The organism is Nocardioides zeae (genome assembly GCF_030818655.1).
Taxonomy (GTDB): domain Bacteria; phylum Actinomycetota; class Actinomycetes; order Propionibacteriales; family Nocardioidaceae; genus Nocardioides; species Nocardioides zeae_A.
This window is the reverse complement of record NZ_JAUTAN010000001.1, coordinates 2,901,133-2,913,741: the sequence shown is the minus strand read 5'-3', so window position 1 is coordinate 2,913,741 and position 12,609 is coordinate 2,901,133. Positions and strand designations below refer to the sequence as shown.

Here is a 12,609-nt window from a genome sequence, read left to right as displayed (position 1 = left end):
GTCAGTCCTGGCCGACGCTGATGATCCCGAGGGCGCTGAGCAATGACCGCGGGTCCCAAGTCACGTGCTCCTCGACGATGCTGTCGCCTTCGAACCTGGCAAACGTGGCGCCGGAAACTTCCACGCTTCGGTGGGTCGCGGGCACCCCGAGCAGGGCGTTTTGATGCGTGCCGGTGCTGTGCCAGCGGATGGCGGCTTCGTCGCCTTCGATCACGATCGAGTCGATGACGGTGGTCAGGTCTGGGAACGCGGAGCGCGATGCCGTAATCGAGGCCTTGAACGCGTCACGGCTCTGGATGCCTGGACCGTTGCTGTGGCGCTGGTAGTCGGGACTGAGGAGCGTGTCGAGCTGATCGACGTCCCCGCGGTCCCAGGCGGCCGCCCAGGTATTGAGGATGGTCGCGCGACGTGCGTCGGTGGTGGGCATCCATGTCCTCCAGGTCGATGCGGTTGATGCATGCAAGAACCAGTAATGCATGGCCCTCACGAGGGTGTCAATGGCGGTAGCTGGGACGATCCACGCGGCCAGAAGCGTCGGTGTACCTGCGTCCCGAGGCGTAGAATGACTGCAGTCTGAAGGCAGGTCGCGGGGGAAATCGGCCAGGAGAGCGCTGGGCTAGTTGACGGTTGTTGCATGCATCTCTATTGTGTTGTGCCATGCAAGAGACTGATGGCCCCGTCCACGAAGACATTGGGCTTCGCAAGGTCGTCACCTACGTCGACCAGGTCGTGACGGAGGCGGGCCGTGTTCCCGACCGGGCCGCCCGGCGTGCGAGCGTCGGTGCCGTGCTGCGCAATCCTTGGGTGGGCACCGGAGTCGAGACCGACCTGCTCGAGGAGCAGGCGCGGGTGGCCCCGGTGCTGGCCCGGCTGCTCACGGACCTGCTCCTCGACTCCCTGGGCAGGGTGGATGACATCGAGGCGTTCGGAAAGGCCGCGATCGTCGGGACCGCCGGCGAGATCGAGCACGCGGGCGCGCTCATCCACACCCCGTACTTCGGCAACCTCATGAGGGAGTTTCTTGAAGGGGAGTCGATCATCTGCTTCGCGGATACACGTGCTGAGGCAGGTGAGGAACTGAGCGTTCCGCTCTGGCACAAGGTGCACGCTGCTACCCGAAGTCACTACCAGACCATCAGTGCGAGGGTGGGCGATGCCCCTCGCTCCGACGAGATCGTGGTCATCGCTGCGGCGTCAACCGGTCCGCGCCCGCACCCGCGCATCGGTGACCGCACGACCGACCCCACCGTTAGCTCCCACACCCTGGAGGAAGCAGTCTCATGAACATCCGCAAAATCGTCACCGTCGTCGAGGAGATCCACGCCGAGGGTGGACGCCCGGTGACGCCGGCGGCGCGGGTTGCCATTGTCGCCGCGGTCATCGAGAACCCGTGGGCGGACCAGGGCTTCGTCGAGGACCTGATGCCCGGCATCGACGCCAACGCGTCCGATCTGGGCGCCCTGCTGGCCCCGGCTGTACTCGAGGCGCTCGGCGAGCCGGCCGAGGCCTACGGCAAGGCCGCGATCGTGGGCCTCGACGGGGAGATCGAGCACGGCTCCGCGCTCATCCACACGCTCAAGTTCGGTGACCACTTCCGCAAGGCCGCTAACGCGACCACCCTGCTTCCTGCCGTGGAGAAGCGCGGTCCGGCTGGCATCGTCTTCGACATCCCGCTCAAGCACATCACCGACGCGACCATCCGCTCGCACCACCAGTCGATCGAGGTCCGGGTCGCCGACGCTCCGCACCCGAACGAGATCGTCATCGGTCTCGCTGCGGCGACGCAGGGTCGCCCCCAGCAGCGCCTCGCATCTCTCTCCACCGAGCAGTGACGTCATGGGCAAGCCGTCCGTCGTCCTTCTCCACGGAGTAGGCCTCGACCACACGGTCTGGCAGCCGGTCGGCGGTCTACTGCGGGACCGCTTCGAGATCATCGCGCTGGACCTGCCGGGTCACGGTGCGAACCCGCCGGTCCCGGCGGGCGCGACGCTAGCCGACCTGGCCGACGGCGTGGCCGGTCGCATCCCGGGCGGCTCCCACCTGGTCGGGTTCTCGCTCGGTGCGCTGATCGCGCAGCACCTAGCCCTGCGCCGGCCGGAGCTGGTCGCCTCGCTGACCCTCGTCAGTTCCGTGTGTCAGCGAACTGTGCGAGAGCGCGATGCCGTCCTCAGTCGGCTCGACGTGGCGGCGGCCGACTTCAAGGCATCCACGGAGGCGTCGCTCGTCCGCTGGTTCGACGGCACCGATGTTGACGCAGACTTCGTGCGGCGTACGAAGGCGACCCTGCTCGCCAACGATGTCGAGTCCTTTCTCAACTGTTACAGGGTCTTCGCGACGGCGGATGCACAGATCGGGACGGAGCTCGGGAGCATTGCCGTCCCCACCGTCGCCGTGACGGGGGAGGAGGATCCCGGGTCCACACCCGACATGACTCACCGCCTCGCGGCCGCCATTCCCGGCTGTGTGCCAATCGTGGTACCAGGTGCCCGGCACATGCTCCCGCTCCAGAGCCCCGACGCGGTCGTCGACTGCATTCTCACCGCAACTGGAGGCATTGCCCATGTCTGAGAAGAAGCTCAACCACGTCATCGGAGGCGAGCACGTCCCGCCCGCGTCCGGCGAGTACTTCGAGAGCACGAACCCCGCCACCCGCGAGGTGCTGTACTCCGCCGCCCGCGGCGAAGCTGCGGACGTCGATCGTGCCGTTCAGTCCGCGCGTGCGACCTTCGAGGACGCGCGGTGGCGCGACCTGAGCCAGACCAAGCGTGGCCATCTGCTTCGACGCTTGGGCGACCTCATCGGGGAGAAGGCCGAGGAGCTCGCCCGCATGGAGACGCTCGACAACGGCAAGCTGCTGCGCGAGATGGCCGGGCAGATGGTCGGGCTGCCGGAGTACTACTACTACTACGCCGGGCTGGCCGACAAGATCCACGGTGACTTCATTCCGACGTCGGACCGCACCGTCCTCAACTACACCATGCGCGAGCCCTTGGGCGTAGTCGGCGCAATCACGCCCTGGAACTCGCCGCTGACGCTGACCACCAGCAAGCTCGCCCCAGCACTCTGCGCCGGCAACACTGTGGTGATTAAGCCGTCGGAGTACACCTCCGCGACCATCCTTCGCCTGGCCGAGCTCGCGCTCGAGGCCGGGCTCCCGCCGGGGGCGGTCAACGTAGTCACCGGCTACGGCGTGGAGGCCGGCCAGCCGCTCGTCGACCACCCGGCCCTGGCCAAGATCTCCTTCACCGGCAGTACGGCGACCGGCGCCCGGATCGCCTCGGCGACGGCAGGCCGGTTCATCGGATCCACGCTCGAGCTGGGCGGCAAGTCACCGAACATCGTGTTCGAGGATGCCAACGTGGCCAACGCGGCCATGGGTGTCGTCGCCGGCATCTTCGCAGCTGCCGGCCAGACCTGCATCGCGGGAAGCCGGGTCTTCGCTCACCGCTCCGTCTACGACGAGCTGCTCGAGCGGGTGACCGAGCGCGCGGCCCGGATCCGGATGGGTGACCCGCTTGACGAGGCCACTGAGATCGGTCCGCTAGCCTTCGCCGACCAGCAGGAGAAGGTCGGTGGGTACGTCGACCTGGGCCGCGCGGAGGGCGCGCGGGTTCTCACCGGCGGCCGGCCTTCCGATGGCGGCGGTCTCGGCGGCTACTTCTACGAGCCCACCGTCCTGGTGGACGTGGACAACTCGATGCGCGTCGTCCGCGAGGAGATCTTCGGCCCCGTCTGCGCGATCATGCCGTTCGACTCCGAGGAGGAGGTCGTCCGCCTTGCGAACGACACCGAGTACGGCCTCGCCGCCGGCGTTTGGACTTCCAACCTGTCTCGTGCGTACCGGATGGCAAGCCGTCTCGAGGCCGGCACGATCTGGTTGAACACCTACCGCGCGATGTCGCCGATGTCGCCGCGTCAGGGCTTCAAGTCCAGCGGCGTCGGCATCGAGCACGGCACCGAGACGATCAAGGAATACACCCGTCTCAAGAGCGTCTGGGTCAACACGAGCGAAGAGCCCGTGGCTGATCCATTCGTGCTGAGGAGCTGAGATGCCCCACGTCGCCATCACTCTTGCCGCAGGCCGGACGTCGGAGCAGGTCCGAGGCCTCCTGCGCGAGGTGCACCAGGCGGTTGCCCGTACAACGGGGGCGCGGGACGAGCACATCCGCGTCGTCGTACACGAAGTTCCCCGCACTCACTGGTCCACGGCGGACACCACGATCGCTGAGATGGACGCCCAGTTATCCGAAAATCTTCCCGTTTCCCCCTCCGCTACGCAGAGCCAGGAGCAGTCATGAGGTTTTCCCTATTCGTCCACATGGAGCGATGGGACGAGTCCGTCACGCACCGGGAGCTCTTCGAGAACCTGACCGAGCTGACCCAGATGGCCGAGGCTGGTGGATTCGGCACGGTGTGGATCGGTGAGCACCACTCGATGGAGTACACCGTCTCCCCGAACCCGATGCCGCTGCTCGCCTACCTGGCGGGTCAGACGTCCACAATCCGCCTCGGTGCAGGCACGATCATCGCGCCGTTCTGGCACCCCCTCCGTGCCGCCGGCGAGTGCGCGCTGCTCGACGTTATCAGCAACGGTCGCGCCGAGATCGGCTTGGCGCGTGGCGCCTACCAGTACGAGTTCGACCGGGTGGCCAGCGGGCTGCCCGCGACCGACGGAGGAAAGCACCTGCGCGAGCTGGTCCCAGCCGTCCGCGAGCTGTGGCGCGGCGATTACGCCCACGACGGCGATACCTGGCAGTTCCCCACCTCCACGAGCGTTCCGAAACCGTTGCAGCAGCCGAACCCGCCGATGTGGATCGCGGCCCGCGACCCCGAGTCCCACAAGTTTGCCGTCGCAGAGGGATGCAACGTCATGGTCACCCCGCTGATGAAGGGCGACGAGGAGGTCGAGGACCTCATGCGCAAATTCAACGATGCCTGCGCCGCGAACCCCCACTCCGATCGCCCCGAGATCATGGTCCTTCGCCACACCCACGTTCACAGCGAGGACGACCCGGACGGATGGCGCCCCGCGGCCGAGGCAATCAACCGCTTCTACCGCACCTTCGACGCGTGGTTTGGCAACAAGACCACCCCGCTCAACGGCTTCCTCGAACCCAGCCCCGAGTCCAAGTTCGCCGAGCGTCCGGAGTTCACGCCGGAGTCGCTCCGCAACACCGCGATGATCGGTACGCCGGACGAGGTCATCGCCCGGATCCGTGGGTACGAGGCGCTCGGCTACGACGAGTACAGCTTCTGGATCGACAACAGCATGAGCCACGAGGAAAAGCGGCGTTCGCTGGAGCTCTTTATCGAGCACGTGTTGCCTGCTTTCCAGTGACCGAGAGTTGCGGGATGGTCGATCACGTCGATGCGGCGCTGGCCTTGCCCGCAGCGTGCTGCCGCACCCCTCGGCCCGTCGGCGAGTGGATGTTCGCAATACCGGCTCGGGAAAGCGCGCTGGGAGAGCGTCGCTGCGGAGTTGCTGCGGACGGCGAGAGGGCAGGCACAGCGCCGGCCGTTGGGGCGGCATCGCGTTGGTCCACGCCACGTCCGACAGCGAGCACCACCTGGCCCTGAACGACGTGTTGGAGGCTCGGTTCGACGCCGAGTGCGGCCTCGCCCCTATGTTGAGGCTGCACGTGTCCGATGACGGGATCGACGACCTACGCAGCGGCGAGGTCACGGCCTCCGAGGCGGCCGCTGCGGCTAGGGCGCGGATGGCTGCGGAGTTCGCGTTTACGGGGAAGCCGCAACCGCGGCCAGGGCGCAGCAGCTACGCCTCTGAGCTCGACGCGAAGCCCGCGGAGCAGGCTGGGGTCGACTTCGAGATGACGTCGATCCAATCAGCTCTAGATGTGCGGCTCGAGTCGCAGACTGGTCGGGCGGGGGAGGGTGAGTGGGTTGTCGCGGCGGTCGAGTCGTTCGTCGATGACCCTGTGTCGTTGAGGCCGGCTGCTGCGGCGCGCTTGCTGTTGGACCTCGACGAGCCGGACATCCGCGATGGTGCTCTGCTGGCCATCACTCGCGCTGACGCTCATCGTCACGTCGCGTTATGGGAGGACCTGTCGCGCCGGGCCCCCGGGGCCCGGCGTGCTGGGCCGCTCGCGCTTCTGGAAATGAGCCACTGGGTGGCCGGAGACGAAGTTGCGGCGTGGACCGCAATCGAGACGGTCGAAGCAATGGGGCGGCGTCATCCACTGGCAGACCTCGCTGGCGATCTCTTGTCATCCGCAACGCCACCGATGAAATGGGATGCCGTCCAGTCAGCGTTGTCATGAGCCGCACCTCACTCGACCAGGACAGCCCCCGCCGACCCGGTCGACCCGCAGGCTATGCGGGGAAGTATCTCGCGACACGTCAGCACGACGGCCCGACACCGTGACATGTATCGGATGCACCCTCGTCGCAAGGTTTCGGAGGAAGAGCACATGAGCACCAGCAGTGGACAGAACAGGCCGCGATTCGGCAGCGGCGGTCTTCCCGGGGGTGGGGCTGCCGGGCAGCTTGAAGCTGAGGGTGGACGTCGTATTCCTAACCCTCGGCGCATGGCCAAATGAGGCGATCGGCGGCCGAGGAGAGGGGTTGTTTCCGTGACTAATTCGTCCCCGGCCGGCGGCACCTCATCGCGGTCGAGGAAGCGGGCGGCCCTCCTCGAAGCGGCTCGTCGACGGCGTCGCGAGCTCGACCCGGAGGCCGTGGCCCGGGAGCAACGCATCGACGAGGCGATTGTCGACCTTGAAGACGCGTGGCATGCCCGGCGTGATGCGCTCGAGCGTGTGGGCCAGGCGGAGGAGTCGGTGTCTGAAGCGCTGCGGCACCTCCAGCAGGAGAAACTGTCCGTCGCCAGCGTCGCGCGCATCACTTCGCTCGACTCAGGTGACCTCCGACGTCTCCGGGGGCCATCTCCGACGGGTGCGCGCGAGCGGACCTAGCGACCCGTTTGTCACCCGCAAGCGGCGGACGAGCCGTTGGCCACTCAGCCGAGCAAGCGAGTCTTCGCCTCGGCGTACTCGGCGGCTGTTAGTGCGTCACTGCGATGTAACGCGGCGAGCCTCTCTAGGTCGGCTACGAGGCCTGGCCCCGAGGAGCCGGGTGAAGGCGACGCCGACGCCTGGGGAGAGGCCGGGCGGTGCTCGCCGAGCCACCGGTTGAGCCTGTCGGCCGCGCCGTAGTTGGTCGAGCACTCGGCGATAACCCCACCCTGACCGAGCACACTGAGCGTCGCCCGCGTGAACGAGCCGCGAGCCTCCGTGAAACCCACGACGGCGTCGAGCGGGACTCGGAACGCGAAACTGAAGCGACCCGGCTCGACCAGGCCGATCGTCCCGTCCGGGTGCACGTGGAGTACTCCTACGAGGCCCAGCTTGTGCTTGGTCATTCACTTCTCCTCGCCGACGTCCGAGTCCAGAGTCCTGAACTTCGTCTATCGATATGCCGGCAGTTGGTCCTTGCTTCGCGCATCCGAGTCGTCGTGCATGGCACCCACAGACGCAACTCCACGCGACACTGCGCTCAGTCAGCCCGCACCGTGCGGGCGCCAGGCAGGCCTGCTGGACGATCTACAGAGCGCGCCGACCGGGTCAGCACCGGCCGTGCTCGCAGGGAACGCGATCAGTCCTGCAAGGTCCAGGTGCCGCAGCGGTTCGTCGAGAAGGCCGCGTCTCCGGGGGAGATCGACACGATGGCGGGTCCAGTGACGTTGTCGTTCGCGATCAGGTCGTCGAACTCTCCCGACAGTCCCGAGAGGCGCTCCCAGTAGCAGTAGTCGCCGCCTTCGGAGCGGTACGTGCCGGGCTGGATATCGTCGCCGACCACGTAGATCCCGTCGCCGTCGAACGTGTTGGCAGCGATCCGATCCTCCACGAGCCCCACCGCGCTCTCCCGCTCGGTGACGGCGTCCTCGGCTGCAGTCAGCGCGGCCTCCCTCTCGACCAGCTCCGCCTCCGCCGCCTCGACGGCGGTCTCGCGTGCCGGTACGTCGCCCGCGATGGTTTCCAGATCCTCCTCGGCATCCGCCAGGTCCTCCTGCGTGCTGGCGAGGTCTTCCTCCGTCTGGTCCAGCTTCTCGGCAAGGGCGGCGTACTCGTCGCTGTCTCGCACGTCCTCAGGTTCGACGGTCGCCGAGCCGCTGCCGGCGGCGGTACCCACGACGAGCATGACGAAGGCGGGGATGCCGGCGACCGCGGCAAGCTGCTTTCCCGACAGCATGAAGCGCGGCCGGACGACCATCCACGGGATCTGGTTCTTGATCGGATGACCCTCGCGCAGCGCTGGCTCAGAGGTTTGTTGTGGCTGCTGGTGGTGGTCCCCCGGAACGGGCGACCACGGCGGCGTCGTCGACATACGGGCAATCTAGGGCTCCGCAGTCCGGTGCGTGGGTGGTTCGCTGTGATCTCACCTCGTCGAACTCGCTGCGTCGCCCCCTTGGCGACCGCGCGCCACCTCCGACAGCGGGAGATCCAGCCAACGTTCATCCAACGTTTTGGGCAGCGATCCAACGCTTACCCAACGATTTCGGGATGACCTCGGGTGACGCGTGACGCGTGACGAGGCACGATGAGCAGCGAGCAGACCGCTGACCTGCAAATACATGCGCTGGAGTGACCGTGCGTGACCCGATGATGGTCTCCGGTGAGTCCTCCGGAAACCACTCCGCTGGTTCACGGTTCGAGTCCCTGGTGGCCTACCGGAAGTGGTCCCGACCTGCGAAGACGCTGCGGCGCCGCCGCACGTCTGAGCGACGACCCCCACCAGCTGTGCGGTCGAGGTCGGCCCGACGGGTTCCAGCCCGGCACGCAGAGAAGGACGACCGGACAGATCAGGAGTAGAAGGCCGCAATGGCCTTCGCGACCCCCTCCGGGTTCTCCAGCGTGGGGAAGTGGGTCTGACCGGGGAGATGGACCGGCGTGAACCACGTGTTCTCGCGGGAGAAGTCCTCCTGGAAGACCCGGTAGTCGTCCGCCAACGGTTGCGAGTAGATGTGCGCGACCTGGAGTCGGTCGGCGAGCACCGACATCCGCTGCAGGGGATCGCCCCAGTGGCCGTAGGCCTTCTCGATCTCGCGACAGGCCCGCATCCACATCTCGACACCGAACCAGGTCATCTCCCGGTCGACGTGGTCGAGGACGTCGACGACGTCGGTCCCCTCGGTCCACTCGGTGAAGAGGCTCTGCCGAGCAGCGACGACGGTCTCGGGCTCGCAGCCCTCGCGGATCTGGGTGTGAAATCCGGGGAAGGGCTGCATCAGCCAGTCGATCACGACGGTCTTGCCCAGGGCGCGGTCGGCCAGACGGTCCTGGACCTCGATGTTGACCCAGCAACCGTGGGAGGTGGAGACGAACCTGACCTGCTCGAGACCGAGCAGGTCGAGGAAGCCGATCACGTCGGATGCCAGGTCGTCGGCGGTGAAGTCGCCGACGTCGGTGAGCTGGGCGTCGTGACCGCGGAAGTTGAGCGCGTACACGTGGAAGTCCCGGGCGAGGATCGGTGCGAGGTGACGAAAGAGCCTGTGGTCCTGGGCCCAGCCGTGCAGCAGCACGAGCGGCGGCTTCCCCGCCGAGCCGTGGTCGACGTACTCGCAGGGGAAACCGTTGACGGTGATGGTGTGGATCATGGCGGTGCCTTCCGGGAAGGCCGCCGGACCGCTGGGGAGCGGGCCGAGCGGCACGGTGGGGTGGCAGACCCTCTCCCGGACGGGAGGTGTGGCATTCCGTGTCGACGGTTGATAGCAGGCTATGTGAATGCGTGCGACGAGTCAACGGTCTCGTCGAGACCCACGACGAGTGGTTCAGCGATCGGCGATCTGGTCCTCGATGATGTCGACGAGCGTCGCGAGCATGCTCACCACCTCGCTCCGCTGCTCCGCCGGGAACCTGAGGAGGGCATCCCTCTGCCAGAAGCGCAGCAGTTCTCGCTTCTGCTGCCACAGCTCCCGCCCCTCGTCCGTCAGCTCCACGAGGACGGCGCGCTCGTCGTGAGGGCTCGGGAGGCGACGAATGATCGCGTCGCGCTGCAGCGTGTTGAGCATCCGGGTGACGGTCGGCTGGGCTAGTCCAGCGTGAGTGGCGATCTCGCCCACCTGGAGCGGGCCACGGTGGGCGACGGACTCCAGCATCGCGACCTGCGCCTCGCTGATCGCCGAGCCGCCAGCGCGACGACCCACGGCTCCCCTCCCGCGCTTGAGAACGCGGTAGATCCCGTTGCAGGCCTCTGCCCAGGCATCCTCCATCTCGGGATCGATCTGATCGTCCACGGGGCGACAGTATCAGCGGCTCGGAGCGGTGGAATTCCGCGTCGGACCGGCATTTCGCAGACGTTTCGGCCCTCGGCCCTGTGTAAATTGCCAATTAGATCGCTTGCTATGCAAACCGCGTTGAACGTACGGTCACGCCCTGTCGATCCGGACCGGTGACGCGTCCGGCGGAGGGGCCACGTGGACGGCAGACCCACGGCTCTTCCTGGTGAGAAATCAAGCCGGTTGCCCAGCGCGAAGCGACGGCACCGGCCCCCGATCCGGCCCGCGAAGGAGCCCCATGTCTGCCACGCCCAGTCCCGCACCACCCATCGGCCGTCACGCCGAAGTCGTCGGCGGCGGCATCGGCGGCCTCACCGCCGCCGCAGCGCTTGCCCGGCGCGGCTGGTCGGTGCGGCTCCATGAGCGCAACGAGGCCGTCCGGGCCCTCGGCTCAGGCATCTACCTGTGGAGCAACGGGCTCGCCGTCCTCGATGAGCTCGGTGTCCTGGACCGGGCGACCAGCGACGCCCACTACGGCCCCTCGATCCAGACACGCACCGGCCGGGGCGACCTCCTCGTCCACGTGCCGGTGAACGGCGAGGGTCAGGTCAAGGTGCTCACGATCATGCGGGAGCGGCTCATCTCGGCGCTGCTCCACGCTGCCACGTCGGCCGGCGTCGAGGTCGTGTGCGACTCGACCGCGACCGGTGTGACCCCGAGCGGCAGGCTCACCTTCGCCGACGGGTCCACGAGCGAGGCGGACCTCGTCGTCATCGCGGACGGCGTCGGCTCGCGCCTGCGCGACTCGCTGGGTCTGCTCCGCAGACGTCGACCGCTCGGGCAGCGCTGCGCCCGGGTCGTGGTCCCCCGCCAGCCCGGCCTCGTCCCGGACGCAGACGCAGACTCCTACATCGAGTGGATGTCCGGGCGACGGTTCCTGCTCTACACCCCGAGCAGCAAGACCGACGCCTACATCGCGCTCGTCTGCCCGCGAGGAGACGACGCAGCGATCGGCGACCCGGTCCCGATCGAGGAGTGGACGAAGACCTTCCCGCAGGCGAGGAACCTGATCGAGCAGCTCGGTCCGGCTCCTCGATGGGACGAGTTCGAGCAGGTCGAGCTCACGTCGTGGTCCGCTGGAAAGGTCGCCGTGCTCGGCGACGCGGCGCACGCCCAGCCGCCCTACCTCGGCCAGGGTGGCGGCTGCGCCATGATGTCCGCGCTCGGACTCGCGGTCGCGGTGTCCGGGGACGAGGACCTGGCCGGCCAGCTGGCGGCGTGGGAGCAGACCGAGCGCCCCCTGATCAGCCACACCCAGCGGTTCTCCTTCCGCGTAGGTCGGCTCAACGACCTCCCCTCGTTCCCCCGAGCCCTGCTCCTGCGGGCGCTCGGTCGCTCCCGCGCCTTCGCCCACGCCCGCCTGCGGGCAGCCAACGCCGTGCCGACCGGAACCCGGGCGGCGGTGAGATCGTGATGCTCGGAGAGCCCGCTGTCGATCCCTATCTCGACGTCCAGTACAACGCCCGAGCCTCGGTGACCGACTTCGAGGCCCGCATGCGGCTCTACCGGCGGCTGAGCGACGAGGCCTACGCCGCGGTGCCGCACGTGGAGGCTTGGTACGGCGAGGGCGACGGCGAGCTGCTCGACGTCTTCGTCCAGCCTGCACGCAGCGCCGCACCGGTCTTCGTCTTCATTCACGGGGGATACTGGCGGGCGCTGTCCAAGGAGGACTCGGCCTTCGTCTCGCCGATGCTCCATGCTGCTGGTGCCGTCGTGGTCACCCTCGACTATGCGCTCGCGCCAGCCGTCAGCCTCTCCCACATCGTCGACCAGGTCCGCCGTGCGATCGCCTGGATCCATCGCAACATCGACCACTTCGGCGGCGACCCCCAGCGGATCGTCGTCAGCGGAAGCTCCGCAGGGGGGCATCTGACTGGCATGGTCCTCGCGGCCGGCTGGCACACGGAGTACGGCGTGCGGGCCGAGGCCATCATCGGGGCACTCCCACTCAGCGGCCTCTTCGACGTCCGGCCGCTGCTGCACACCCACATCAACGGCTGGATGGGTCTCGATCTCGCGGCAGCGACGGAGAACAGCCCCTCCCTCCACCTGCCGGAACGGGCCACCACACCGATCGTGGCCTGCTACGGCGCGCTCGAGACAGCCGAGTTCGCCGCCCAGACGCGTGGCTTCGTCGACGCCTGGGCGGGCCGCGGAGGACCGGCCACCCTCCACGCAGTGAGGGACCGGGACCACTTCTCGGTCGTCATCGAACTCACGGACGCCGACAGCCTGGTCGGTCGAGCCGCACTCCACCTGCTGGGTCTCGGGCCGCACGCGCGTCACTGAACAACCGGCACCGTCGCCGGATCTCG

At 67.8% G+C, this 12,609-nt stretch carries 15 protein-coding genes; 9 read left to right on the top strand and 6 right to left on the bottom strand.

The window, feature by feature from the left end:
• Position 1 precedes the first annotated feature (1 nt).
• Complete coding sequence (locus QE405_RS13790; RefSeq protein WP_307201654.1) at positions 2 to 427, bottom strand: ester cyclase; 426 nt, start codon at positions 425 to 427, stop codon at positions 2 to 4.
• A gap of 230 nt (positions 428 to 657) precedes the next feature.
• On the opposite strand from QE405_RS13790, the gene QE405_RS13785 reads away from it, so the two are divergent.
• The 7 genes from QE405_RS13785 to QE405_RS13760 all read left to right on the top strand — a co-directional run bounded on the left by QE405_RS13785 (position 658) and on the right by QE405_RS13760 (position 6,278).
• Positions 658 to 1,284: an amino acid synthesis family protein gene (locus QE405_RS13785; RefSeq protein WP_307201652.1), complete on the top strand. Its 627-nt coding sequence runs from the start codon at positions 658 to 660 to the stop codon at positions 1,282 to 1,284.
• Positions 1,281 to 1,832, top strand: a complete 552-nt coding sequence (locus QE405_RS13780; protein WP_307201651.1) for an amino acid synthesis family protein — start codon at positions 1,281 to 1,283, stop codon at positions 1,830 to 1,832. Before QE405_RS13785 ends, QE405_RS13780 begins: the two co-directional genes overlap by 4 nt.
• 4 nt (positions 1,833 to 1,836) lie before the next feature.
• The gene (locus QE405_RS13775; RefSeq protein WP_307201649.1) at positions 1,837 to 2,568 is read left to right on the top strand and encodes an alpha/beta fold hydrolase; all 732 of its coding nucleotides are present in this window, start codon (positions 1,837 to 1,839) and stop codon (positions 2,566 to 2,568) included.
• On the top strand, positions 2,561 to 4,048 hold the full coding sequence (locus QE405_RS13770) for an aldehyde dehydrogenase (protein ID WP_307201647.1): 1,488 nt from the start codon (positions 2,561 to 2,563) through the stop codon (positions 4,046 to 4,048). The genes QE405_RS13775 and QE405_RS13770 overlap by 8 nt, the downstream gene beginning before the upstream one ends.
• 1 nt (position 4,049) lies before the next feature.
• Positions 4,050 to 4,298, top strand: a complete 249-nt coding sequence (locus QE405_RS20965) for a 2-hydroxymuconate tautomerase (RefSeq protein WP_373459465.1) — start codon at positions 4,050 to 4,052, stop codon at positions 4,296 to 4,298.
• A complete protein-coding gene (locus tag QE405_RS13765; protein ID WP_307201645.1) occupies positions 4,295 to 5,338 on the top strand; it encodes an LLM class flavin-dependent oxidoreductase in 1,044 nt (347 codons plus the stop codon). Before QE405_RS20965 ends, QE405_RS13765 begins: the two co-directional genes overlap by 4 nt.
• 301 nt (positions 5,339 to 5,639) lie before the next feature.
• A complete protein-coding gene (locus QE405_RS13760; RefSeq protein ID WP_307201644.1) occupies positions 5,640 to 6,278 on the top strand; it encodes a DUF4192 family protein in 639 nt (212 codons plus the stop codon).
• Between the two features lie 342 nt (positions 6,279 to 6,620).
• On the opposite strand, the gene QE405_RS13755 is transcribed toward QE405_RS13760, so the two are convergent.
• From QE405_RS13755 to QE405_RS13735, 5 genes are all read right to left on the bottom strand, one after another.
• Entirely contained in the window at positions 6,621 to 6,818 is a 198-nt protein-coding gene (locus QE405_RS13755; protein ID WP_307201642.1) for a hypothetical protein, read from the bottom strand.
• Between the two features lie 158 nt (positions 6,819 to 6,976).
• Positions 6,977 to 7,378 (bottom strand): SHOCT domain-containing protein, encoded by a 402-nt coding sequence (locus QE405_RS13750; RefSeq protein ID WP_307201640.1) that lies wholly within the window; start codon positions 7,376 to 7,378, stop codon positions 6,977 to 6,979.
• 233 nt (positions 7,379 to 7,611) lie between these two features.
• Positions 7,612 to 8,343 (bottom strand): hypothetical protein, encoded by a 732-nt coding sequence (locus QE405_RS13745; protein ID WP_307201637.1) that lies wholly within the window; start codon positions 8,341 to 8,343, stop codon positions 7,612 to 7,614.
• 475 nt (positions 8,344 to 8,818) lie between these two features.
• Entirely contained in the window at positions 8,819 to 9,613 is a 795-nt protein-coding gene (locus QE405_RS13740) for an alpha/beta fold hydrolase (RefSeq protein ID WP_307201635.1), read from the bottom strand.
• A 174-nt stretch (positions 9,614 to 9,787) separates the two neighbouring features.
• Complete coding sequence (locus tag QE405_RS13735; protein ID WP_307201633.1) at positions 9,788 to 10,252, bottom strand: MarR family winged helix-turn-helix transcriptional regulator; 465 nt, start codon at positions 10,250 to 10,252, stop codon at positions 9,788 to 9,790.
• A 280-nt stretch (positions 10,253 to 10,532) separates the two neighbouring features.
• Here QE405_RS13735 and QE405_RS13730 point away from each other — a divergent pair, with 280 nt between their 5' ends.
• On the top strand, positions 10,533 to 11,708 hold the full coding sequence (locus QE405_RS13730) for an FAD-dependent oxidoreductase (protein WP_307201631.1): 1,176 nt from the start codon (positions 10,533 to 10,535) through the stop codon (positions 11,706 to 11,708).
• Positions 11,708 to 12,583: an alpha/beta hydrolase gene (locus tag QE405_RS13725; RefSeq protein ID WP_307205871.1), complete on the top strand. Its 876-nt coding sequence runs from the start codon at positions 11,708 to 11,710 to the stop codon at positions 12,581 to 12,583. The genes QE405_RS13730 and QE405_RS13725 overlap by 1 nt, the downstream gene beginning before the upstream one ends.
• Positions 12,584 to 12,609 lie beyond the last annotated feature (26 nt).

Excerpts from the sequence above, each read along its gene's own strand:
- QE405_RS13745 (WP_307201637.1), bottom strand. The coding sequence starts at position 8,343 with ATGTCGACGACGCCGCCGTGGTCGCCCGTTCCGGGGGACCACCACCAG.
- QE405_RS13730 (WP_307201631.1), top strand. The coding sequence starts at position 10,533 with ATGTCTGCCACGCCCAGTCCCGCACCACCCATCGGCCGTCACGCCGAA.
- QE405_RS13785 (WP_307201652.1), top strand. The coding sequence starts at position 658 with ATGCAAGAGACTGATGGCCCCGTCCACGAAGACATTGGGCTTCGCAAG.
- QE405_RS13750 (WP_307201640.1), bottom strand. The coding sequence starts at position 7,378 with ATGACCAAGCACAAGCTGGGCCTCGTAGGAGTACTCCACGTGCACCCG.
- QE405_RS13765 (WP_307201645.1), top strand. The coding sequence starts at position 4,295 with ATGAGGTTTTCCCTATTCGTCCACATGGAGCGATGGGACGAGTCCGTC.
- QE405_RS13790 (WP_307201654.1), bottom strand. The coding sequence starts at position 427 with ATGCCCACCACCGACGCACGTCGCGCGACCATCCTCAATACCTGGGCG.
- QE405_RS20965 (WP_373459465.1), top strand. The coding sequence starts at position 4,050 with ATGCCCCACGTCGCCATCACTCTTGCCGCAGGCCGGACGTCGGAGCAG.
- QE405_RS13725 (WP_307205871.1), top strand. The coding sequence starts at position 11,708 with ATGCTCGGAGAGCCCGCTGTCGATCCCTATCTCGACGTCCAGTACAAC.
- QE405_RS13775 (WP_307201649.1), top strand. The coding sequence starts at position 1,837 with ATGGGCAAGCCGTCCGTCGTCCTTCTCCACGGAGTAGGCCTCGACCAC.
- QE405_RS13740 (WP_307201635.1), bottom strand. The coding sequence starts at position 9,613 with ATGATCCACACCATCACCGTCAACGGTTTCCCCTGCGAGTACGTCGAC.
- QE405_RS13780 (WP_307201651.1), top strand. The coding sequence starts at position 1,281 with ATGAACATCCGCAAAATCGTCACCGTCGTCGAGGAGATCCACGCCGAG.
- QE405_RS13770 (WP_307201647.1), top strand. The coding sequence starts at position 2,561 with ATGTCTGAGAAGAAGCTCAACCACGTCATCGGAGGCGAGCACGTCCCG.